This is a genomic window from Myxococcus faecalis, assembly GCF_050039385.1.
Lineage (GTDB): Bacteria > Myxococcota > Myxococcia > Myxococcales > Myxococcaceae > Myxococcus > Myxococcus fulvus.
On record NZ_CP144336.1, the window covers coordinates 5,808,984 to 5,830,188 of the forward strand.

Annotated in this window: 13 protein-coding genes; 8 read left to right on the forward strand and 5 right to left on the reverse strand. The window is 71.9% G+C overall.

Annotation, left to right across the window (positions count from 1 at the left end):
* The first annotated feature begins 42 nt into the window (after nt 1-42).
* A complete protein-coding gene (locus tag VZQ01_RS23305; protein WP_408888867.1) occupies nt 43-939 on the forward strand; it encodes a dimethylarginine dimethylaminohydrolase family protein in 897 nt (298 codons plus the stop codon).
* Nucleotides 932-1,729 (forward strand): hypothetical protein, encoded by a 798-nt coding sequence (locus VZQ01_RS23310; RefSeq protein WP_223782867.1) that lies wholly within the window; start codon nt 932-934, stop codon nt 1,727-1,729. The genes VZQ01_RS23305 and VZQ01_RS23310 overlap by 8 nt, the downstream gene beginning before the upstream one ends.
* Nucleotides 1,730-1,744: 15 nt before the next feature.
* On the opposite strand, the gene VZQ01_RS23315 is transcribed toward VZQ01_RS23310, so the two are convergent.
* Nucleotides 1,745-2,398: an MBL fold metallo-hydrolase gene (locus VZQ01_RS23315; RefSeq protein ID WP_141325702.1), complete on the reverse strand. Its 654-nt coding sequence runs from the start codon at nt 2,396-2,398 to the stop codon at nt 1,745-1,747.
* 142 nt (nt 2,399-2,540) lie between these two features.
* Here VZQ01_RS23315 and VZQ01_RS23320 point away from each other — a divergent pair, with 142 nt between their 5' ends.
* From VZQ01_RS23320 to VZQ01_RS23340, 5 genes are all read left to right on the forward strand, one after another.
* The gene (locus VZQ01_RS23320) at nt 2,541-4,451 is read left to right on the forward strand and encodes a lipase maturation factor family protein (protein ID WP_426744577.1); all 1,911 of its coding nucleotides are present in this window, start codon (nt 2,541-2,543) and stop codon (nt 4,449-4,451) included.
* Between the two features lie 82 nt (nt 4,452-4,533).
* The gene (locus tag VZQ01_RS23325) at nt 4,534-8,505 is read left to right on the forward strand and encodes a protein kinase domain-containing protein (RefSeq protein WP_426744579.1); all 3,972 of its coding nucleotides are present in this window, start codon (nt 4,534-4,536) and stop codon (nt 8,503-8,505) included.
* A gap of 100 nt (nt 8,506-8,605) precedes the next feature.
* Nucleotides 8,606-10,315: a HEAT repeat domain-containing protein gene (locus tag VZQ01_RS23330; protein WP_223782865.1), complete on the forward strand. Its 1,710-nt coding sequence runs from the start codon at nt 8,606-8,608 to the stop codon at nt 10,313-10,315.
* A 27-nt stretch (nt 10,316-10,342) separates the two neighbouring features.
* Nucleotides 10,343-11,692, forward strand: a complete 1,350-nt coding sequence (locus VZQ01_RS23335; protein ID WP_223749581.1) for an HD-GYP domain-containing protein — start codon at nt 10,343-10,345, stop codon at nt 11,690-11,692.
* 156 nt (nt 11,693-11,848) lie between these two features.
* Entirely contained in the window at nt 11,849-12,685 is an 837-nt protein-coding gene (locus VZQ01_RS23340; protein ID WP_141325697.1) for an Ig-like domain-containing protein, read from the forward strand.
* A 63-nt stretch (nt 12,686-12,748) separates the two neighbouring features.
* Here the strand turns inward: VZQ01_RS23340 and traB are convergent, their stop codons facing one another.
* The 4 genes from traB to VZQ01_RS23360 form a co-directional block, all read right to left on the reverse strand.
* The gene (traB, locus tag VZQ01_RS23345; protein ID WP_426744582.1) at nt 12,749-14,368 is read right to left on the reverse strand and encodes an outer membrane exchange protein TraB; all 1,620 of its coding nucleotides are present in this window, start codon (nt 14,366-14,368) and stop codon (nt 12,749-12,751) included.
* Complete coding sequence (traA, locus tag VZQ01_RS23350; RefSeq protein ID WP_426744584.1) at nt 14,365-16,563, reverse strand: outer membrane exchange protein TraA family protein; 2,199 nt, start codon at nt 16,561-16,563, stop codon at nt 14,365-14,367. Before traA ends, traB begins: the two co-directional genes overlap by 4 nt.
* 208 nt (nt 16,564-16,771) lie before the next feature.
* Nucleotides 16,772-17,842 (reverse strand): hypothetical protein, encoded by a 1,071-nt coding sequence (locus VZQ01_RS23355; RefSeq protein WP_223749584.1) that lies wholly within the window; start codon nt 17,840-17,842, stop codon nt 16,772-16,774.
* Between the two features lie 126 nt (nt 17,843-17,968).
* Nucleotides 17,969-19,714: a GTPase gene (locus tag VZQ01_RS23360; protein WP_223749585.1), complete on the reverse strand. Its 1,746-nt coding sequence runs from the start codon at nt 19,712-19,714 to the stop codon at nt 17,969-17,971.
* Between the two features lie 115 nt (nt 19,715-19,829).
* Between VZQ01_RS23360 and VZQ01_RS23365 the strand changes: the two genes are divergently transcribed.
* A complete protein-coding gene (locus VZQ01_RS23365; RefSeq protein WP_223749586.1) occupies nt 19,830-21,200 on the forward strand; it encodes a thioredoxin family protein in 1,371 nt (456 codons plus the stop codon).
* The last annotated feature ends 5 nt before the right edge of the window (nt 21,201-21,205 follow it).

Sequence of the window (21,205 nt, forward strand, 5' to 3'; positions counted from 1 at the left end):
GGCGGTGCAGGAGCCGGGCGCTCTCGGGTAGAACCAGGGGGCATGGAACTCTTCCTCATGTCGCCGCCGGGACGTGGCTGGGCACTGCGAGGACGCAACAACTTCCGCAGCCGCGAGGCGCCGCAGGTGGACGCGCGCAAGGCCCGCCGCGAGTGGCTGGCCCTGGCGCGAGCCATCGAGGCCCGCGGCGGCACGGTGGTGGCGCTGACCTCGCCGTCGGAGCTGCTCACGGGCATGCCCTACGCGGCGGAGTGTGGACAGGTGGTGGCGCGCGAGGGACGAGCACCCTGGTTCGTGTTGCCCCGGATGATGAGCGATCACCGGCGCGCGGAGCGTGAGCACTGGGCCTCGCTGGCCAGGCGCATGGGCTTCGAGGTGGTGGACCCGGGCGTGGGCATCTGGGAGGCGCACGGAGATGTGGCGCACTTCGACGGTGTCACGCTCCTGTTCTGGGGCGGACGCACGACGCTCGAAGGGCTGGAGGCCGCGGCGCGCTGGTTCCCAGGGGAGGTGGTGCGCGTGCAGGTCCGCGAGCCCGCGTTCCACGGCAACATGGCGCTGCTCCCACTGCCCGCGGTGGACCGGATGCTGGTGTGCCCGGAGGTCATCGCGCCCGAGTCCTTCGCCCGATTGCGTGAGCGCTTCGGTGACGCGCGGCTGCTCGTGGTGACGGAGGACGAGATTCGTCGCTACGCCACGAATGGACTGCCGCTGGGGCGGGAGCTGCTCGCGCCCTCGGTGGTGCCCGGGTCGGTGCGTGCCCGACTGGAGGCGCTGGGGATGCGGGTGGTGTCGCTCGACATGGGGGAGCTCTGCGAGAAGGGCGGTGGCTCCTCGCGCTGTCTCGTGTCGCGAGCGGTGGTGGAGGATGGGGCGGTGAGCATCCCGGACGAGGCCCGCCTGGCGGCCGTGGCGAGGGACATCGAAGCCGATGCGTGACACCGAGGCCTTGACGCGACAGGCGGAGGCCTTCTTCTCCGCGCACCCGGGCGTATCGCTCCTGGCGCTGGGCGCGGGTGAGCACGCCGAGTCGATGGACCTGTCTCCGTTGGGATTGCCGGCGACGTACCTGCCAGCGGAGCGCAACCTGTCGCTGGCGGCGCAGTACCTCGCGCTGAATCAGTTCGCGTTTGGGGGCATCGGCGTGCCGCGCTGGGTGCTGTCGGACCTGTACCTGATGCCGGGAGCGATTGGACTGCTGCGCTGTCCGGCGAGGATGCTGAAGCTGGAGGCGCGCGCGCATCTGGGGCTGGAGGACGAGGACCCGGCCATCGGCGCGGCGTACTACGCGGCGCCCTCGGTGACGCCGGGGCTGTTCATCGGCGTGTCGCTGTTGAGCTTCCTGCCGGGGACGGGCGCGGGCGCGTGGGTGAAGACGCTGACGTTGAGCATGTTGCGCGCGAAGCGGCTGCGCGGCGTGGCCCAGTGGGACAACCCGAGCGTTCGCGTCCACTCACGACTGGGGCCGTTGCGACTGGTGGGCCGGGTCCCCGGAGGACACGAGTACGGCGAGCGGACGTTCGTCTACGAGACGGACCTGTCCGACGGCGCGCGCGTGGCGGAGGCGATGGCGCGTCGGCTGTCGCTGCCGCACTCGCGTCGAATCGCCGTCACGGACCTGGCGGAGCTGAGTGTGCTGCTCGACCGCGCCGAGGCGGGCGAGCAGCTCTACCTGGTGCCTCCGGGGGTTCAAGACGGCCATGTCCTGGTGAGCGAGGACGTGACCTGAGTGACTCCGCCGTGCTCACGGTGAGGGCGCGGCGGGGGCGTCCATGTCCTCCTGGAGTGCTCGGCGTAGCGCGCTCGCGCCGTCCTTCAGGATGGGCTCGCCGTGCGCGAAGCAGAGGACGTCCACGGTGAGGTGGTCGAGGATGCGCTGGACGCTCTGCCGTGTGCGCAGGGGTTCATCCTGGTACTCGCTGGGGACGAACTCGGGCGTGCCCTGGCTGTCGTGGGTCAGCAAATCCGAGATGAAGGCGACACCGCGAGGATGCTTCTGCATCCACAGCGTGAACATGGCCACGGCGGGTCCAGGCGTGTGGAAGGGGAGCAGTCCGCCCGGCAGCGTGTCTCCGGCCACGTAGATGAAGTCGGGCTTGTCCTCCAGCCCGTACGCGTTCTCCGGGGCCCACACCGGCGCGCCGAACGCCTTCCGGAAGCGCCACGCGGAGCGCTGATGGTTCCCCGCCGTCAGGATGATGGCGGTGACATCGCCGAGCTCGCGCAGCTTCGCCTCGTCGATGGGCAGCGGGTCGATGAGGATGACGGAGCCATCCACGTCCACCACGGCGTAGGCATCGCTGCGCGTGCCGCCGATGCGGTTGTCGGTCACGGTCCAGTGGTGGATGCCCGGCACCAGCTCGACCAGTCGCTTCGCCTTCCCCTTCGGCTCACTCATTCGGTGAAGCTAGGCACCCCCCGGCGATGTCCAGGGGGCACCAGGTCTTCCCGCTCGCCCGCCCGCCACCCCGGCCCTGGAGCGACCACCGTCGGAACCCGGGTGACGGGCCTCACTCCCTGGCCGCGCCCATGCTTCGTTCATGGTGGGTTCACACACGCTCGAGCAGGGTCCCTCGCTGCTCCTGTACGACGCGGACTGTGGCTTCTGCCGCCGTTGGGTGGCGCGGTGGAAGCAGCGCAGCGACGGGGGCGTCCGTTTCCTGCCGGGGCGGAGCTGGCTGCTCCTGCTGCTCGGCATTCCCCGGCGGAACATGCGCCGCGCCACGCAACTGGTGGAGCCCTCGGGCCGGGTGACGCAGGGTGCGGAGGCGGTCTTCCGCGCGCTCGCCCGCTCGCCGCGCTGGCTGACACGCGGCATGGCGAAGCTGGGGTTGCTGCCGGGAGTGCTGGGCGTGTCCCAGGTCGTCTACGGCGTCATCGCGCGCAATCGCCGCGCGGCCTCGCGGGTGGACCGCTGGCTCTTCGGGCGCACGGTGGTTCCCCGGGACGGACGCCAGGTGCGCTGGCTCTTCCTGCGACTGACGGGAGGCGTGTTCCTCATCGCGTTCACCTCGCTGCGGCCGCAGGTGCTGGGGCTGTTCGGCGCGCGCGGCATCCGTCCCGTGAAGGACCTCGTCGAGTCGGACCTGCGCGAGCAACCGGCGCTCGAGCGCTGGAGACGGCTTCCCACCGTGTTCTGGTTCGACGCCTCCGACGCCGCGTTGCTGCGAGGCTGCCGGGTGGGGCAGCTGCTCTCGCTGGCCGTCATCTTCAATGTCGCGCCTCGGAGCGCGCTCGCGCTGCTGTGGGGCCTGTATCTCTCGTACGCGGCGGTGGGGCGTGAGTTCCTCTCGTTCCAGTGGGATGTCCTGCTGCTGGAGATGGGCCTGCTGTCCGCGCTCACTGCGCCCTCGGGGGTGAGGCCGGGGCTGGGGCGCGCATCGCCCACGTCGCTGGAGGTGTTCCTCTTCCGGCTGCTCGTGTTCCGGCTCTACTTCGGCTCGGGGCTGAGCAAGTGGCAGTCCGGGGACAGGACCTGGCGTGAGCTGACGGCGTGTCGGCACTACTACGAGACCGCGCCCCTGCCCACGCGGGGTGGATGGTCCGCGCATCATCTGCCCGTGAGCCTGCAGCGTGTGTCGACGGCGGCGGTGCTCGCGCTGGAGGTGGCGCTGCCGCCGCTCGTGTTCGCGCCGCGTCGGCCGAGGCAGCTCGCGTTCGGCGCGTTCTCCTCGCTCCAGCTCGCCATCATGGCTACGGGCAACTACGGCTTCTTCAACGTGCAATCGCTGGTGCTCGGCCTGTGGCTCCTGGACGACGTGAGCCTGAGGCGGATGCTCCCCTTCCTGCGCGAGCCTCCGCCCCCGTCGAGGCGCGGCGCGGGCTGGGGCAAGGTCGTGAGCGCGGGGCTCTTCGGTCCGTTGCTGGTGCTCGGCGCGGCGGACATCCTCTTGCGGTTCGAGCGGAGCGCGCGTCTGCCAGAGCGGGTTCAGCGTTCCCTGTCGTGGCTGCACGGGTGCGTACGCCCGCTGCGCTCGGTGAATCGCTATGGGCTCTTCAGCGTGATGACGGTGGAGCGGCCTGAAATCATCGTCGAGGGCTCTCGCGACGGCGAGCACTGGGAGCCCTATGGCTTCCGCTACAAGGTGGACGACGTCACCCGGCCGCCCGTGCAGGTGGCGCCGCATCAACCCCGGCTCGACTGGCAGATGTGGTTCGCCGCGCTGAGCGCGCCGCCCAGCTGGTTCATCATGTTCCTGGCGCGACTGCTGGAGGGCTCGCCCGAGGTGTTGTCCCTGCTCGCGCGCAACCCCTTCCCGGACGCGCCGCCCCGCCAGGTGCGCGCGGTGCTGTACGACTACCGCATGACGGACGTGGAGGAGCGTCGGCGCACGGGTGCGTGGTGGACGCGTGAGCGGCGGGGGCTGTACCTCCAACCGCTGGCCCTCGCGCCAGGAGGTCCCTCGCTGGGGGGGGGGCCTCGCCTGCGCTGGTTGGCGCCGGGCGAGTGAACGCCACTGGGTAACAGATGCCCCAGCGGCCGAGGATAGGAACTGGCGGGCTTCCGCGCGGGGTGGCTAGCGTGTCCTGGCGATGTCCACCTCGAGAAGCCCTGTCCCTCTCGTCTTCGGCCGGTACGCGGTGCTCAACCGGCTCGCGGTGGGCGGCATGGGCGAAATCTTCCTGGCGCGACAGGTGGGCGTCAGCGGCTTCGAGCGCCCCGTCATCTTGAAGAGCCTGCTGCCGGACCTGCTGGAGCAGGAGGGCTCGCTGGAGATGTTCCTCGACGAGGCGCGGGTGGCCGGGCGCCTCAACCATCCCAACGTCGTCCACGTGTTCGAGGTCGGCGAGTGGGAGGGCACCTTCTACATCGCCATGGAGTACATCGAGGGCGAGAACCTCGGACGGCTGGCCCGCGCGGCCTCGCGCTCCGGGGCGGCGCTGAGCCCGGGCGTCTGTGCGCGCATCATCCGCGACGCCGCGCTCGGGTTGGACCATGCGCACCAGGCCGTGGATGCCCAGGGCGTGTCACTGGACCTGGTCCACCGTGACATCAGTCCGCAGAACATCATGGTGCGACTGGACGGCGTGACGAAGGTGGTGGACTTCGGCGTGGCCAAGGCGAGCAATCGCTCCACGCGCACGCGCACCGGCATCCTCAAGGGCAAGCTGCGGTACATGTCACCCGAGCAGGTGCGCAACCATCCGCTCGACGGGCGCAGCGACCAGTACGCGCTGGGCGTCGTGCTGTGGGAGCTGGTGACGCACCGTCCGCTGGTGGAGACGGACAACGCTCCCGAGGCGATGCGGCGCATCGCGCTGACGCCCGCGCTCAAGCCGTCGATGCTCGTCGACGGTGTCTCCCCGCTGCTCGACAGCATCATCCTGCGCATGCTGGCCAAGCCGCGTGAGCAGCGCTTCGAGCGCTGCGGCGACGTGGCCCGGGCGCTCCAGCAGTACCTGGATGAGACGCCGCGCGGACCCGAGGACGACGTCGCCCAGACGGCCGAGCGGCTGGTGGGCGAGATGGTCCGCGCGCGGATGCGCGAGTCCAGCGTGGGCCTGGGAAGCCTGCTGCCGCGCGTCTCCGAGTCCAGCGTGACGTGCCCTCGATGTGGACAGTCCACGCGGGGCAGCAGTCGCTTCTGTCCGCACTGTGGCAGCGCCATGGCGGCCATCTCCGGGGGCGTGTCCGGCTCACCGGAGGCGAAGGCACCGCTCGCCACGGCCGAGCCGCCCGCTCCCGGGGGAGATGCCGCGGGCGCGACGCGGACGAGAAGCCTTCGTCCCGAAGGCGCGCGCTCGCAGGACGTCTCGGTGGTCTCCGACGGACAGCTCATCGACCTGGAGGCGCCGCCGACGGAGCTTCACGGCCCTGCCACGGTGACGACGGCCGCGTCCGTGCCGCTGGCGGAGGACGGCCCCGCGGCGACGGTGAGGATGCGGGGGCGCGAGGCCGGCTCCCTCAAGCGCAAGCTGGTCATCGTCACGGTGGCGCTGGAGGGCGCCGAGGCGCTGCGCAAGGCGCTGGGGCCCGAGGAGGGGATGGAGGCCGTGGGCCAGCTGATGGACCTGGCCGCGGCCATCGCCGAGCGACACGAGGCGGAGGTGGTGCAGCTCACCGAGTCGCGCTGGAGCCTGGCGTTCGGTCTGCCCGTGGCGCGTCGGGATGACCCGGCGCGCGCGGTCCGCTGCGTGCTGGAGCTGCTGCGCGCGGTGGAGGCCTCTGGCGTGTCTCCCGCGCCGACGCTGCGCGCGGGCCTGGAGTTCGACGCCGTGCTGGTGAGCGGAGGCGGTGGCCGCGCGCCGTGGCGCGTGACGGGCGTGGGACTGGAGCACTCCGCCGCGCTCGCGCAGGCGGCGGCCCCGGGAGAGGTGCTGGTGGGCTCCGCCGCGAAGGGCTTGCTGGAGGAGGGCGTCCGCTTCGGACCGGAGCGGAGCCTGGCCTCGGGGAGCGCCTGTTGCGTGGAGGGCCTGGGCGGCGTGATGCGTGGCACCCCCTTCGTGGGCCGTGAGGACGCGCTGGTCGCCGCGCGACGGGTGGTGGACGCGCTGAAGGCGGGGCAGGGGAGCGCCCGGCTCTTCTCGGGGGCGGCGGGCATGGGCAAGAGCCGGCTGCTGGAGGCCGTGGCGGAGCAGGCCGCACGCGAGCCGGGGCCGCGGGTGGTGAGGACCAGCGCGGAGGACCTGCGCGGCGCGGGGGCGATGGGGTTGATGCGCTCGGTGCTCACCGGCCTCGCGCGCATGCTGGGCCCCGTGCCCGAGGGGGCGCCGCTCCAGCCGCTCGGCCTGTTGGGGTTGTCCTCGCAGGAGGTCGCCGCGCTCTGGCGACGGTTGTCCCAGGGCGGACCCTCGGGCCAGCTCCAGGCCGCCGACGCCGCGCTGACGGAGACGCTGCTGCGCGCGGCACGCGTCGGCGGGCTGTTGCTGCTCGTGGATGACGTGCACCACGCGGACGTGGCCTCGCTGGAGCTGTTGGTGGCGCTGGTGAGCGCGCCCGGCTCCCGCGTCGCCTTGATGGCCACGACGGCGCCGGAGGCGTTGCCCGTCGCCATCACGTCGCTTCCCCTCTCGGTGCTCGGAGGAATGCCCAGGCCGGAGCTGCGGACCCTGCTCGCCTCGGCCTTCGGCGCGCCGCCGAGCGCCGAGGTGGAGACGCTCGTCTTCGAGCGTTCGAGTGGCAACCCCTCCTTCGCGCTGGAGCTGCTGCGGGCCCTCGTCGAGCGCGGCGCCGTGCAGCGGCTGGGCGGCGCCCTGCAGGCCACCCAGCCGCTGGGCGAGGCGGTGTTGCCCGACAGCCTCGGCCTCGCGCTGGGCGCGCGTCTGGACCTGCTGCCGCCGCCGCTGCAACGCTTCCTGTCCCGCGCGGCCGTCGAGGGGGCCGTCTTCTCCGCCGCGCTCGTGCGCGCCTCGCTGTCGGACGAAGTCGTGGAAGCGGACGTGCCCGAGCTGCTGGTGGTGGATGGGTGGCTCACGGAGGTGAAGGAGCGGCCCGGCTGTCTGCGCTTCACGCAGGAGCTGGCCCGCCAGGCCTTGCTGGAGCGGCTGCCCGTGAGCGCGCTGCGCCGCGCGCACCAGGCGCTGGCGGAGGCGCTGGGCAAGGACGCCTTCGCCGCCGAGCCCGCGCGCGAGGTTCGCGTGGCCGACCACCTGCTCGCCGCGGGCGCACCCGGAGCCTCCGCGGCCTGTGAGCGCGCGGGGGAGCGGCTCTCCGCGCGAGGGGAGTGGCGGGCGGCCTTCGACTACTTCCGACGCGCCATGGGCGACTCCCCTGGCGCCACGCCCGCGGCGCGGCTCTGGCAGTGGGGCATGCTGACGCGCGCGTGCACCTGTCTGACGCAGGTGGACCCCGGCTCCGTGGCGTCCATCGCGGAGCCGTGGCTGGGGAGGCTGCCCGACACCGAGGCGCCCGCCGCCCGCGCGGAGCTGGTGCGCCGCATCGCCGCCGCGGAGCTGAAGCTGGGGCAGGTGGCCGCCGCGGAGGCCCGACTGCTGGCGATTCGCGAGGCCGCCGCCACCGAGCCGGAGGTGGAGGCGTGGGTCCTGGGCGAGCACTCCCGGGTCCGCGAGGCGCGGGGGGACATCACGGGCGCGGTGGAGCTCGTCACCCGGGCCTTCCAGCGGATGGGCGGCAAGCCCTCCCGGGCGCCGGACTTCTACTGGGAGCACCTCAACCTGCTGGGTCGCCTGCAGCTGCGCCTCCAGCAGGCGGAGAAGGCCCGTGTCAGCTTCACCCACGCCGCCGAGCAGGCGCGCGCCACGGGCAGCCTCGTGGGTCAGGCGCGTGCGCTCTCCAACCTCGCGGGTCTGCGGGTCCTCGCCGGAGAACATGCGGCGGCCCTCACGGAACTGGAGCGCGCCCTCTCCCTCGCGGAGCAGGCGGGGGATTCACAGGAGGCGGCCCGAATCCACTACAACGCGGGCCGGTTGCTGGGCGCGGGCGGCCAGCTCGCCGAGGCGCGGGAGCGATTGGAGCGCGCGCGGGAGCGCTCCCGAATCGCGGGCTGGCGCGAGGGGGAGGCCCTGGCCACGCAGGCCCTGGGCGCTCTCGCTCCCCGACCCTGAACGGTCCACCCCACAATCCCTGGCAGGTTTCTGGCTTTGGTGCGGTTCATTGAATTCAATGAATTGCTAGACCATGCCCATGCCCGCCTCTCGAAGTCCGATGGCCGTCCCGACGCCCGGTGGCGCGCCCGTGCTCACCGCGGAGGAAGCCGCGACGGAGGTGGGGCACGCGCTGAACAAGGTGCTGGGCGCGTACCGCTTCTATGCGGAGGGCCACGCCGCGCTGGCGGAGGTCCAGCAGCGGCTGGTCGAGTGTGTGAGCCGCTACCACGCGGTGACGGGGGAGGCGGTGGTGCTGCACATCCGCTCCTCGGCGTTGCTGTTGGGGGACGTGGTGCTGGTGGAGTCGGCGTCGGCGAAGGACTCCGTGACGCGGCCGCTCTTCCTGGAGGGCGTGCAGGAGGTGCTGTGGCAGCCGGGTGTGGAGGCGGAGGAGCTGGGGGCGTTCCTGGCCATGTGGCACCGCGCGCTGCAGCGCACGCTGCCGCCGGAGTACGACTTCTACACGTGGTTCTGGGAGCGGGGGTTCGAGGACATCGAGCTCGTCGTCGCGGAGGTGCCCGCCTCGGCCGAGACGGGCGAGTCGGCGCAGACGGAGGCGCAGCTCGCCGAGCGTGAGGAGCAGCTGTTCGCGGACCTCACGCGGCGCCAGTCCTCGGGTTCGGGCCGGCGTCGCCCGGTGGGGCACGACGAGTGGCTCGCGCGCCTGGAGGCGGAGGTGCTGGCCCCCGTCAGCGCGCAGGACCTGGTGCGCTCGGGGGCGCCGGCGTTCGAGGGCGCCAGCGACGCGGAGGTGGCGGAGCTGCGCGCCCTGCTGGAGCGCGAGCGCGGCGGCGTGGGCGTGCATGAGCGGAGCGTGTGGATGGTGTGGGGCCTGCTCGCGGTGTGCCGCGAGGAGGAGCGCGCGGCGCTGCTGGGCTGGATGGAGGAGCTCCTGTCGGGGTTCGTCTCCCATGGCCGGTGGGCGGAGCTGTCGCAGGTGGTGCAGGGCATGACGCGGGATGCGCGCGCGTCCGGGGCCCGCGCGCCGGACCTGTACGCCGTCACGCGGCTGTTCTTCCTGGAGGCGCCTCGCTTCGCGCTCGCCCAGGCCACGGCCCAGCCAGGGGTGCTGCTGCGCGTGCTGGAGCTGTTGAGCGCGCTGCCTCGCGACGCGCTCCAGGGCGCCACGGACCTCTTGTTCGAGCTGCCGTCTCCGGAGGCGCGCGGCGCGCTGGCGAAGCTGCTCGTGCGCCGGGGTGTGTCGCTGGGCGTGCTGGTGACGCGCGCCGCGTCGCTGGGGGAGCGGGACCTGGACTGGCTGCAGTTCCTGCGCGAGGCGGGCCCCGAGGCCCAGCCGCTGACGGCGGCCTTGCTCTCGCACCCCAGGCCCCGGGTGCGCGCGGCGCTGCTGTCGCGGCTCAATCCCCGGGATATCGAGCCGCAGCGCTCGGCGCTCCTGCGGCTGCTGGCGGACCCGGAGGCGGAGGTTCGCGGCGCGGCGCTCGTGTTGCTGGTGCGGCACGGGGTGGAGGCGGCGGTGGGGCCGCTGGTGTCGCGCCTGGAGGTGAAGCTGGAGGCGCGTGAGCGGATGGCGGTGCTGCGCGCGCTCGCGGACCTGGGCGGGCCCCTGGCGGGCGCGGCGCTGCGCACGGCCTTCGAGCGGGAGCAGGACGTGGAGCTCAAGGCCCACTGCGCGCGGTGCATCGGCGTGCTCGGAGACCCCAGGGCCCGGCCGCTCCTGGAGGCCGTGGCGAGCAAGCTCTTCGCGCCGCGCGTCCTCAAGCAGGCCTGTCGTGAGGCGCTGGCGCAGCTGGCTCCGGTGGGCTGAGGCGCCTGGGGCGCCAGGTGGGGAACCATGGAGACGGAGTCGAATCGGGACGACGCGGCGCGGGTGGGCCCCAGGTTGATGGGGTTGGTGGTGCGCTGCCTGAACACGGTGTCCCTGCACGACGTGGACAACGCGGGCGTGAAGGAGGGGCTCGAGGAGCTGGGCGCGCTGCTGGACGCGGAGCTGCGAGGGCAGAAGTCGGTGGAGCTGCAGTGCGTGGGCGGCATCCCCTTCCTCAACGGCGCGCGGATGAAGCTGGGCGAGGAGCACCTCGAGATGGCCGTCTCGCTGCGGCGCTACCTGGAGCACCTTCAAGTCCAGGAGATCTCCTTCGGCGCGGGGCTGCGCCGTGAGCACCTGCGCGCCTTCCTGCTCGCGTTCCAGAAGCACCGGCGCGCCCAGAAGCCCCAGGCCATCCTCAACGAGAAGCTGGGCCCCATCCGCCTGCGGGAGGTGCTGTCCTCCCACAACGTGCTCACGCCGCGCGAGGTGATGCTGCGCTACTACGCGCGGCTGGTCGTCCTCCTCAAGCACGTCATCACCAGCCAGTCGCCGGTGCGCGTGGAGCGCTTCCGGCGCGTGCTGTTGCGGCTGGCCGAGGCCTCGGTGGGCCACGAGGCGCTCCTGGTGGGCCTGACGCGCTTCCGGCGCACGGACGTGGACGGGGGTCAGCACGGCGCGGCGGTGGCGGTGCTCTCGCTGTTGATGGCGCGGCGGATGGGGATGTCGCGCGCGCAGCAGCTCGACCTGGCCCTGAGCGGCCTGTTCCATGACCTGGGGCGGGGGGCGTCGACGCTGCCTCCCGAGCAGGAGTTCGACCGGGCCTCGCACGAGCTGCTGGCGCGGCGCGGGCCGCTGAAGACGGCGCTGCGGTTGTTGCAGCGCCCGCTGGACGCGGGCCGGCTGGAGCGCGTGGTGGCCGCGCACGACTGCCTCCAGCCGGCGTGGAGCGGCCCGGTGCAGCGCCCAGTGGGACTGGCGGGGCGGCTGTTGGCGGTGCCGTGTGCCTTCGACCTGCTGACCTTCCCGGCGCCTCCGCATCCAGGGCTGGCGCCGGACACCGCCCTGCGGCTCATCACCCACCGGGCCGGGACGCGGTTCGATGCGCGCGTGGTGCGCCTGTTCACCTCGGTGGCGGGCTTCTATCCGGTGGGGACGCTGGTGCGCCTCTCGGGCGGGCAGCTCGGCGTGGTGATGGATGTCCCCTCGGACGCGGCCCAGGCGGCCAGGCCCCGCGTGCGGGTCATCCAGGGCGCGGGCCGCACGAAGGCGGACTACGTGGTCGACCTCGCGGAGCCCGGCCAGCGGCTGAACATCGTCGCGTCCCTGGACTCCACCGAGAGTGACTTCAACGTCCCGCACTTCCTCTTCGCCTGAGGGCCGCGGAGCCGCTGGGGGCGGGAGGATACCGCCTGTCTGGACGGACGCTCCCGCGCGACGGGGGCCGGAAGCTGTTCGTGGGTATCACCGGAGCCGGCGAGCGTGGTTAAGATGGGCGCTGCTCCCGCCCTCGCTACCGTTGTCGACGCCGCCGTGAAGACGCCGCGCATTCCTTTTCGTTCCGTCCTCCTCGTTGTGCTCCTCGGGCTCCTGAGTGCTTGCGGTCCGACGCCCGGGTCCCTGACCTTCCAGCCGCTGGAGTCCCAGTTCCTGCGCACGCCCGGGCAGAGCGTGAAGCTGGACTACGTCGTCCTCGACACGGAGGGCGAACGCATGCGCGAGCCGAAGCTGCGCTGGACCAGCTCCGCGACGGACGTGGCCCTGGTCCAGGACGGCGTGATGACGGTGCGCAAGTCCGGCAAGACGGTCATCGGCGTGACGGGCGGCAAGGTGCGCGAGGCCCTCAACCTGGACCTGGTCATCCTCAACTCGCTCGACGTGCGCGCTCCGGGCGCGGACTTCCTGGAGGTGGGGCGCACCATCAAGCTGCGCGTGGTGGCTCGCAACGAGCAGGGCGCGTCGCTCCAGAACGTCACGCCGGAGTTCCGCTCGTCCGACGAGTCGGTGGCGAGGGTGGAGGACGGGCAGGTCGTCGCGGTGAAGCCCGGCTCGGCCACGGTGAGCGCGAGCCTGGGACACCTGGCGCGGCACATCGCGGTGCAGGTGGTGCCGGCGGACTTCGCGAGGCTCGGGCTGAACCTGACGCATCACCAGTTCCAGCGGCGCGGGCAGTCGGTGTTGCTGCTCGCGCGGGCCTTCAACCGCAACGGCGTGGTGCTCGACAGCGTGCCGCTGGAGTGGTTCACCTCGGATGCGTCCGTGGTGTCGGTGTCCAAGGATGGCCGCGTGACGGCCGTGGGCCCTGGGCGCGCCGTCGTCTCGGTGGTCGCCGGTCGTCGCCGCTCCGCCGCGGAGTTCGTCGTCCCCTGAGACTGTCGCGGGCGGGCACGGGGAGCGGACTCCCACGTGCCCGCGAGCGGCGACGGCTCGGGCCTACCGCTTCGGCGCGGGAGGCTTGGGGCCCGGCTGCTTCTGCCGGGGGCGCTTGCCCTTCTTGTCCAGGTCATCCGGGCAGGGCGGACGGGGGCCGTCGCTCGGCGGCTGGATGGTGAACTCGACGCGGCGGTTGAGCGCCATGCCCTCCTCGGTCGCGTTGTCGGACAGCGGTCGGCTGCGCCCGAAGCCCTGCGAGCACACGCGCTCGGCCGCCACGCCTGTCTCCACGAGGAAGCGCATCACGCTGGCCGCGCGACGACGTGACAGGTCCAGGTTGTACGCGTCGCTCGCGCGAGCATCCGTGTGGCCTTCCACCAGCACGCGGTCCATCTCCGGGTTCTCGTTCATCACCCGGGCGACCTCCTCGAGGATGGGGAACGACTCCGAGAGGATGACGTCCTGGTCCGTGGCGAAGTTCACCTGCTCCAGGATGACGATCTTGTTCTTCTCCCGGCGGGCCAGGGGGCACCCGTGGCGGCCGCGGCCACCCGCGGGCTCGTCCGGGCACCGGTCGAGTCGGTCCACCACGCCGTCGCTGTCGCGGTCCGTGTCCGGGCAGCCGGCGTTCTCCACCGGGCCGGGCACGTCCGGGCACTTGTCTCCCGCCCCAATCACGGAGTCCCCATCCGGGTCGACCGGGGGCGGGGGCGGGGGGGGCGGCTCGGGCGGCTCCTTGAAGCGCTCCAGCGCCTCCCACTCGCGCGTCTTCGCCGGAATCCAGATGATGGACGTGAAGAAGCTCAGCGTGGGCGAGGCCAGCGAGCACCCGCAGCCCGCGCCACCGCCGAAGGTGAACGTCACGCCGGTGGAGCTGTACCAGCGCAGGCCGATGAGCAGCTCCGCGGGAATCTGCCGCTCCGCGCCGGGGGCCTTCTTCAGGGCCACCGCGCCGTTCACGGCGCCGAGCGCGGTGATTCCGCTGCCGCGCAGGATGGGGACCTCGGCGCCCAGGCCGAAGGGCGCCATGTCCCCGAGCGCGACGCCGTCGAAGACGCGGTCCGGCCGCTTCCAGAAGCCGCCGTTGAGCGCCAGGAGGATGCCGTTGCCGAAGCGGTAGTCGAGCACGAGGCCCGGTGCCCACGTCAGCTCGCCATCCCCCGCGAACGCGTCCTGCGCGCCCGTGGGGAAGCTCACGTTGAGCGTCATCGCGGCGCCCCAGCCCTTGCCCTCGGCGGGGCGGCGCATGCCGGGGATGGCCACCTTGCCGGTGAGGCGCAGGTCGCCGAGCACGAAGCTCTCCACGCTGCCCTCGGTGCCGATGACCTCGAGGTTCTGTCCGCCCTGCGCGAGGATGAGCGGCAGGTCCACGCCGAACTCGCCCCAGTCGAACAGGCCCACCATGGCCATGACGTCCAGTTGGAGGCGGTTGCCGACGAGGCTGATCTTCTCGAGGTCTCCGCCCTCGGGGACGAGGGTGAGGGGGTTGAGCGAGTAGCTGAAGTAGGGCCCCGCGGCCACGGACAGGTGCGACAGCGGACGGGACTGGGTGACGACGACCAGGTCCTGGGGCGCGGCCGACGGGCGGAACAGTTGGACGTCGAAGCGGGCGTCCGGTTGGGCGGAGGCGATGCTGGCCCCTCCCAGCGCCAGGAGGAGGGGCAGATGGAAGGGTTTCATCGGACGCGGCGGTGGGAGCGCAGGAGCAGCAGGCCCGCGGCGAGCAGGAAGAGGATGGTGGCGCTGCCGGCCGGGGTGGCGTCCTCGGTGGTGCCGCAGCAGAAGGCGCCGCCCTGAGGGTCGGTGCCGGGCTTGCGACGGCCTCGCTCGCACTGCTGGGTCTTCGCGGAGCAGTGCTGGACGCCGAGGCAGTCGTTGCTGTCTTCGCAGGACTCGGAGCAGGTCTTGTTCGCGGTGTCGCACGTCCCGCCGCAGGGGCAGTGGGCGTCGGCGAAGCACTCCACGCAGGCGGCGCCGTCGCAGACGAGGCCCGCGTCGCACGTCACCGCGCAGGCGCCGGCGTTCTCGCAGGTGCGGGTGGTGGGGTTGCACTGGCCGCTGCCGCAGTCGTCGTTGTTGCGGCAGCCCACGCAGGCGCTGTTCTGGACCGAGCCGTCGGAGAGGCAGAAGGGCGCGTCCACGTCGCAGGCCTCGCAGCGCGAGCCGCAGTGTCTGTCGGTCGTGCAGGAGCTGCATTCACCGCTGAGGCAGAACTGGCCGTCGCCGCACTCGAGGTCGGTGCGGCACTGGACGCAGACCTGGCCGTCGAGACAGAAGGGGCGCTCGCCGGGGCACTTGGCGCAGGCGGGACCGCAGGCCTCGGCGGTGTTGCACTCGGGGATGGCGGCGACGCAGGTGCCGTTGAGCGGGTCGCACTTCTGGCCCTCGGCGCACTGGTCGTCGGTGGTGCACTCCACGCACGAGGGCGAGGCGCCGGGCGTCAGGGCCGCGCACTGGGTGCCGTTGGGGCAGCAGTTGCAGGAGTTGCCGGCGCAGGCGTCGTTGGTGGCGCAGGGGCCGCACTGGTGATTGCCGCAGACCTCTCCGCGAGGGCACTGCGAGTCATTGTTGCACTCGCGGCACTCGTGGATGTCGGTCGCGCAGACCTGACCGTTGGGGCAGTGGGCGTCCTCGGTGCAGGGCACGCAGGTGGCGGTGGGCTCGTCGCAGACGGTGCTCCCCGGGCAGTCGCCGTCATCGTTGCAGCCGGAGCACTGGTTGGTCGCGAGGTCACAGCGGCCGGTGTTCGGGCAGTCCTCGTCGCCGTTGCATCCGCGGCACGTGTTGTCGGTCAGGTCACAGCGGCCGTTCGGGCACTGTGAGTCCTCCGTGCAAGCCACGCACTGGGTGACGCCGTTGAGGTTGGCGCAGTAGGGGGAGGAGGGGCCACAGCGGGTGCAGGACGCGCCGCAGAAGAGGGCGGAGTCGCAGGGTGCGCAGAGCGCGGCGCTGTTGCAGTAGTAGGAGGTGCCGCAGGTGCTGTTGCCCTGGGAGTTCGCGTCAGCGCGGTTGCACTGCTCACAGCGATTGGGGGAGCCGGCGTAAGCGGGGAGGCCGTTCTCCGTCTGGAAGAACTGCGCGGGCTGGAGCAACTGGAAGCCCGAGGTGTAGAGATTGATGATGGGGGCCTGATTCGCGGCACGCTCGAAGTCCGTGAACGCGCCCGCGAGCATGGACATCTCCAGCGCGGCATGTTCAGTGACCTGCACGTAGAGAAGCTCTACGGCGTAAAGCCCCGGCTGTTCGAACGTGACGGTGTTGGTCGAACGCCACGTGGCTGCTCCCAGTTGTAGAGGGCGGTTGATGACCGTATACGCCCGAGCGCGGTCGTAGATGACGAGACTGATTGCATCGTCGGAGTAGTAGCCAAAATGCAGCGGCTGGCCAGACAGGCTCGCGGGGATATTGATATATCCGCGGAATCTCGAGACGAAGGGTGTAGTGTCATCTTCGTCATTGATGATGTTGAAGCTGCATCCACCTGCGGCACATCCCGGGAGTGTGACCTGCCCCTCGAAGTCGCCGTAGCTCAGCGTTCGACCATCGTTGAGGTTGTTGGACAGGTCGAACGGTGTGCGGAGCACAGTGGTGACACGGGACTGCCTGTTGGCTGGCTCCTCGAAGTATCCGTTGATGGCGTCGAAGTAGGTGCCCCGGGTTTGTGGCAGTTCGTTGATAGCCCTCGTCCACACATTGGACGCGACACACAGGCCCTGTCCGTTCTCGTTCAGTGCGGGGACGATGGGCGGCCCGGAGACGACGACGTCAGGTAGCTTCTGGCCCCAGGCAGGGGAAGCCAGGAGGCACACCGATAGGACGGCGAGCGCGAGCCGCTCGATACTGAACAAGGGGGATTTCAAGGCGGGGGCCAGCATGCTGGAACCCTCTGACAAACTCAAATCCCCGGACACACGGGCCATCAAGCGAAGATGTGACGTGGCAGGTCAGGTGTTCCCAAGATGACCTGAGCCTCAACTCCGGCGCGGATGTGTCAGATAACCGGAAGAGTTGGAAAGTCCCGCCTCCTCGCGTGTGCGCACGAATCCTACGCGGCGCGGACCTCCCCGCTCCGTCCCGGAGGCGTCACGCCCGTCGGCAGGCCACATCCCCATCCTGCGAGCGGATGAACGCGGCGGTCAGCTCGGTGCCCACGGCCGCGCCCAGGACCTCATAGGTGCGCCGCCGCGCGCCCCCGACGACGGAGGGCTCATGTGCGAGCGACTCCGGGTGTCGCACGAAGATGTTGTACCCCACGATGCAACCATCGGCGCGCAGCACCGTGATTCCATCCGTGGCCATCATCCCGCGCAGCAACTGCCCCGTGGCACGCACCGCCGTCGCCGCCGAGAACGTGGCGTCCACGTGGTAGCGGTCCAGCAACGCCACCACGTCCAGCGGCCGAGGCAGGATGATGCCATCCACGAACAGCGTGGAGCCCGCGCGCTCGCGAGGCAGCACCGCCACCAGCGTCCCATGGGACGTCTGCATCACCTCGAACAACACCCGTCGGAAGAACCCCCGCGCTCGCTCGCGACTGGCGCTCGCCACGCCCTGGGTGATGGCGTCCGCCAGCTCGTCGAGAATCACCGGCGGCGACGCCGACTCCACACGCGCTCCGGACAGGTACACGTGCCGGCACAGCCCACCGCCGGCGCGCAGCTCCAGCATGTTGTCCGCCAGTTGGAGCACGCCGACGACCCCCGCCTGCGCCTCTTCGACGCGGCGCAGCCGCTCCAGCGGTGACTCCGCGAGCGGGAACGGGTCCGTGCGGAACACGCCGTACGCGAACCCCTCCGGCACCCGCAGCAGGTACAGCGCCCACCACCGTCCCTGTCCCAGCTGCGCGCACTGCTTCAGCGCCCGCTGGATGGTGGCGCGCGTGCGCGGCCCGATGCCGATGGCGAGGGGGTCATGCCCGCCCAGGAGCGTGAGCATCCGCGCCAGGTCATCCCCCACGAAGGCCATGGGGAACAGCGGGGCGCCCTCCTCGCGGTAGCGCGAGAGCGTGACGATGAGCTCGCCGATGGAGTCCGCCGTCTGCGCGCACGTCATCCCGGCTTCGTCCAGGAACGTGCCGACGGCGTCGGTCAGCAGGTGGCGGAAGGAGAGGACCGGAGGTGGGGAGCCCGGTGCGTCGGGGTCCGAGCCATTCATGACGCGCGCAGCATGACGCATTGTCGCCGCACACGCACGGGCGGAATATCGCCCGTCCTGTCCGTCCGTCCCGCCCCTTCCTCAGCGTCTCGGTTTCTCCCAGACGAAGAGGACGACGGCTCGGTCTCACGCCAGCTCGGCCCGGGTCGCCTCCAGGCGCGTCGCGGTGTGGTGCCACGCCTCCGCCAGCCCGTCGAGGTGCCCGAGCACGCCCGAGAAGAACCGCGCCTCCAGCGCCCGGGCCAGCGTGGCGCCGTGCGCGTCCGCCCACTTGCGGGTGACGCGGGCACGCACCTGCGCGCCCAGGAGGTCCACGAAGCGCTCCATCAGCGGCGTGGACAGGAGTGTCCCCGCCCACACCACCGCGTCATGCCCGAAGCCCCCGGTGGCCACCGTCACCACCGCCGCCGCGCCCGACGGCACCGAGTACACCAGCGTCGTCATCGCCTGGAGCAGCTCCTCGCGCATGCCTCCCTGCAGCTCGGCCGCCACCAGGTCGCGGCAGTACGCATACAGCGTGGCGCGGTCCGCCGCGTGGGCATGCAAGGCCTCGAAGCCCAGCGGCTCCTCCAGCTTCGCCAGCGTCACCGGCCCGAAGGCCTCAGCCAGCAGCGCGCGCGTCGCCGGGTCCCCGCGCCACGCGGCGACCTCCGGCGCGAAGGCATCCACCAGCCGCCGCACTCCATCCGTCAACGTCGCGTCCACCGTGCGCGTCGGCGTCTCGGCCCCCTCGGGCTCCGGCCCCGTGAAGGACTGCCGCACCTTGCGGCTCACGTACGTCAGCGCCGTGGCCAGCCCCCGGAACGGCAGCCGCACCCACTTGTGGAACTGACTGCGCGCATCCAGCTCGTCGCGGAACGCATCGATGAGCACGTCCGCGGGCACCGCCTTCAGGGCCGCCGCGGCGCCCACGCCCTCGAGCTCGTGACGCAGCCGTTGCCGCAACCGCTCCGGCTCGCTCGCCGCGCGCCCCGCCGCGAGCGCCACCGCCCCCATCTCCGCGCGCGCATCCGCGAGCGAGGCCTCCAGCGCCCGGGCCTTCAGCTCGCGCGCGTGCTCGGCCTCTCCCAGCAGGGAGCCCAGCGCGGGCTTCCCATCCAGCGGCACCGTCGCCAGGGGCCGCAGGCCCGCCTCCACCTCCGGCTGGTGCGGCGCCAGGTAGCGCGCGAGCGGCGGATGGCCGACATCCGAGGCCAGCTTGTCCAGGTGCCCGCGCGCCACCTCCTCGCGAGAGGCCTCGTTGTAGACGAGCAGGTATGGACGCCCATGGCCGACCGCGGCGCGCAGGAAGTCCACCAGCGCGGCGTTCTGGTACGTCTGCCGGCTCACCACGAACACGAGCACGTCCACCGTGACGAGCAGCGCCTCGGCGCGCTCGCGGTTCTCCCGGTACACGCTGTCGAAATCCGGCGTGTCCATGACGAGCAGCCCGCGCGGCACGTCCTCGGCCAGCACCAGGTACAGCCGCCCGGAGGGCCCCGGCTGGTCCACCGGCGCCGACTCGCCCGACGCGACCGGCACCGTGTCGTAGCGGCGGGTGAGGAAGTCCTTCAGCGCGCCCGTCCAGGTCTCCGGGTGGGCCGCCGCCAGACACTGCTTCGTCAGGCCTCCCTCGGGCCTCGCGGGCGACAGCGACGCGCCCACCAGCGCGTTGAACAGCGTGGACTTGCCGACATTGTTGGGGCCGGCGATGGCCACCAGCAGCAGGGGCGCGTCCGCCGAGCCGAGGCGGGGCAGCAAATCCCGCCGCAGCCGCTCCGCCAGCCGGCGGGCCAGGTCCGCGTCGGAGGGGTCCGGGAACCGCTCGGCGGCAGGGAGGGCGTCCAGGGCGGACGCGAGCGCGTCACGCAGGGTGTAGGGGTCTCGCGTCATCGGAGGTCCGCGCACACCAGAGCATGCGAACGGGCAGGTGCCCAGATGCTTGCGCGGTGGATGTCAGTTTCGGAGCAGGCGCGAGCGGCGCCATCCCGGGTGTAGGGTTCGCGCCATGCGCACCCTTGTCGCCAGCCTGCTGCTCTGGGGGCTCGTCGGCTGCACCGCCGCGAACACGAACACGCCCGTGTCCACGGAAGCGGCGCACGCCGGAGCTCCCCTGCCGTTCATCGAGGATGACTACGCCCGAGCCCTCGCGGAAGCGAAGGCGAAGGGGGTTCCCCTCTTCGTCGACGTCTGGGCGCCGTGGTGCCACACCTGTCGCTCCATGAAGGCGTACGTCCTGTCGGACAAGTCGCTGGCGCGCCACGCCGACCGCTTCGTCTGGCTGGAGGTGAACACCGACCTGACCCAGAACGCGGCGTTCCAGGAGAAGTTCCCCATCGAGTTCTGGCCCACGCTGTACGTCATCGACCCGCGCGCGGAGAAGCCGCTCCTGCGCTTCGCGGGCAGCGCCACCGTGTCGCAGCTGGAGAAGCTCTTCGAGGACGGCGAGCGCGCCTACAAGGGCGGCGTCACCGGCGCGGAGGCGCTGCTGGCGCGCGGTGACGCGCTCCATGCCGAGGGCCGCTCCGCCGAAGCGATAGAGACCCTGACGGAGGCCCTGGCCGAGGCGCCCGCCGACTGGTCCCGCCGGGGGCGCGCCCTGGAGTCGCTCATGACGGCCATGTACGGCGCGATGCAGGTGGAGCCGTGCGCGAAGAAGGCGCTCGAGCTGCTTCCGGGCACGCCCCGCTCGCTGTCGTGGGCCAACGCCGCGATGTTCGGCCTGATGTGCGCGGTGTCCATGCCCGAGGACGCGGCCGGGGTGAAGGAGCTGCGAAGCGCGCTGGAGGCCAAGGTGGTGGACGCCATGGGGGCTCCCGTCATCGAGATGTCCGGTGATGACCGCTCGGGGCTGTACGAGGCGCGCCTCATGGCGCGCGAGGTGGCCAAGGACGAGGCCGGCAAGAAGGTCCTCGCCGAGGAGTGGCTGGCCTTCCTGGAGGCCGAGGCCGCCAAGGCCCCCAACCCCGAGGCCCGCGCCGTCTTCGACGCGCACCGCATGGGCGCGGCCATGAAGCTGGGCACGCCCGAGCGCGCCATCCCCGCGCTGGAGCAGAGCGAGAAGGACCTGCCCCAGGACTACAACCCGCCCGCGCGCCTGGCCACGCTGTACCGGACCGTGGGACGGCTGGACGACGCGCTCGCCGCGAGTGACCGCGCGCTGGCCCGGGTGCAGGGCTCGCGTCGGCTCAGCGTGATGTCCGGCCGGGTCGACATCCTCATCGCGCGCAAGGACAGCGCCTCCGCGGTGAAGACGCTGGAGGAGGCCCTCGCCTTCGCCAAGACGCTGCCCGCCGTGCAGACGTCGCCGCGCATGGTGAAGAACCTGGAGAAGAAGCTCGCCGGTCTCCAGGCCGAGGCCCAGCCCGCGCCCAAGTAGCCCGC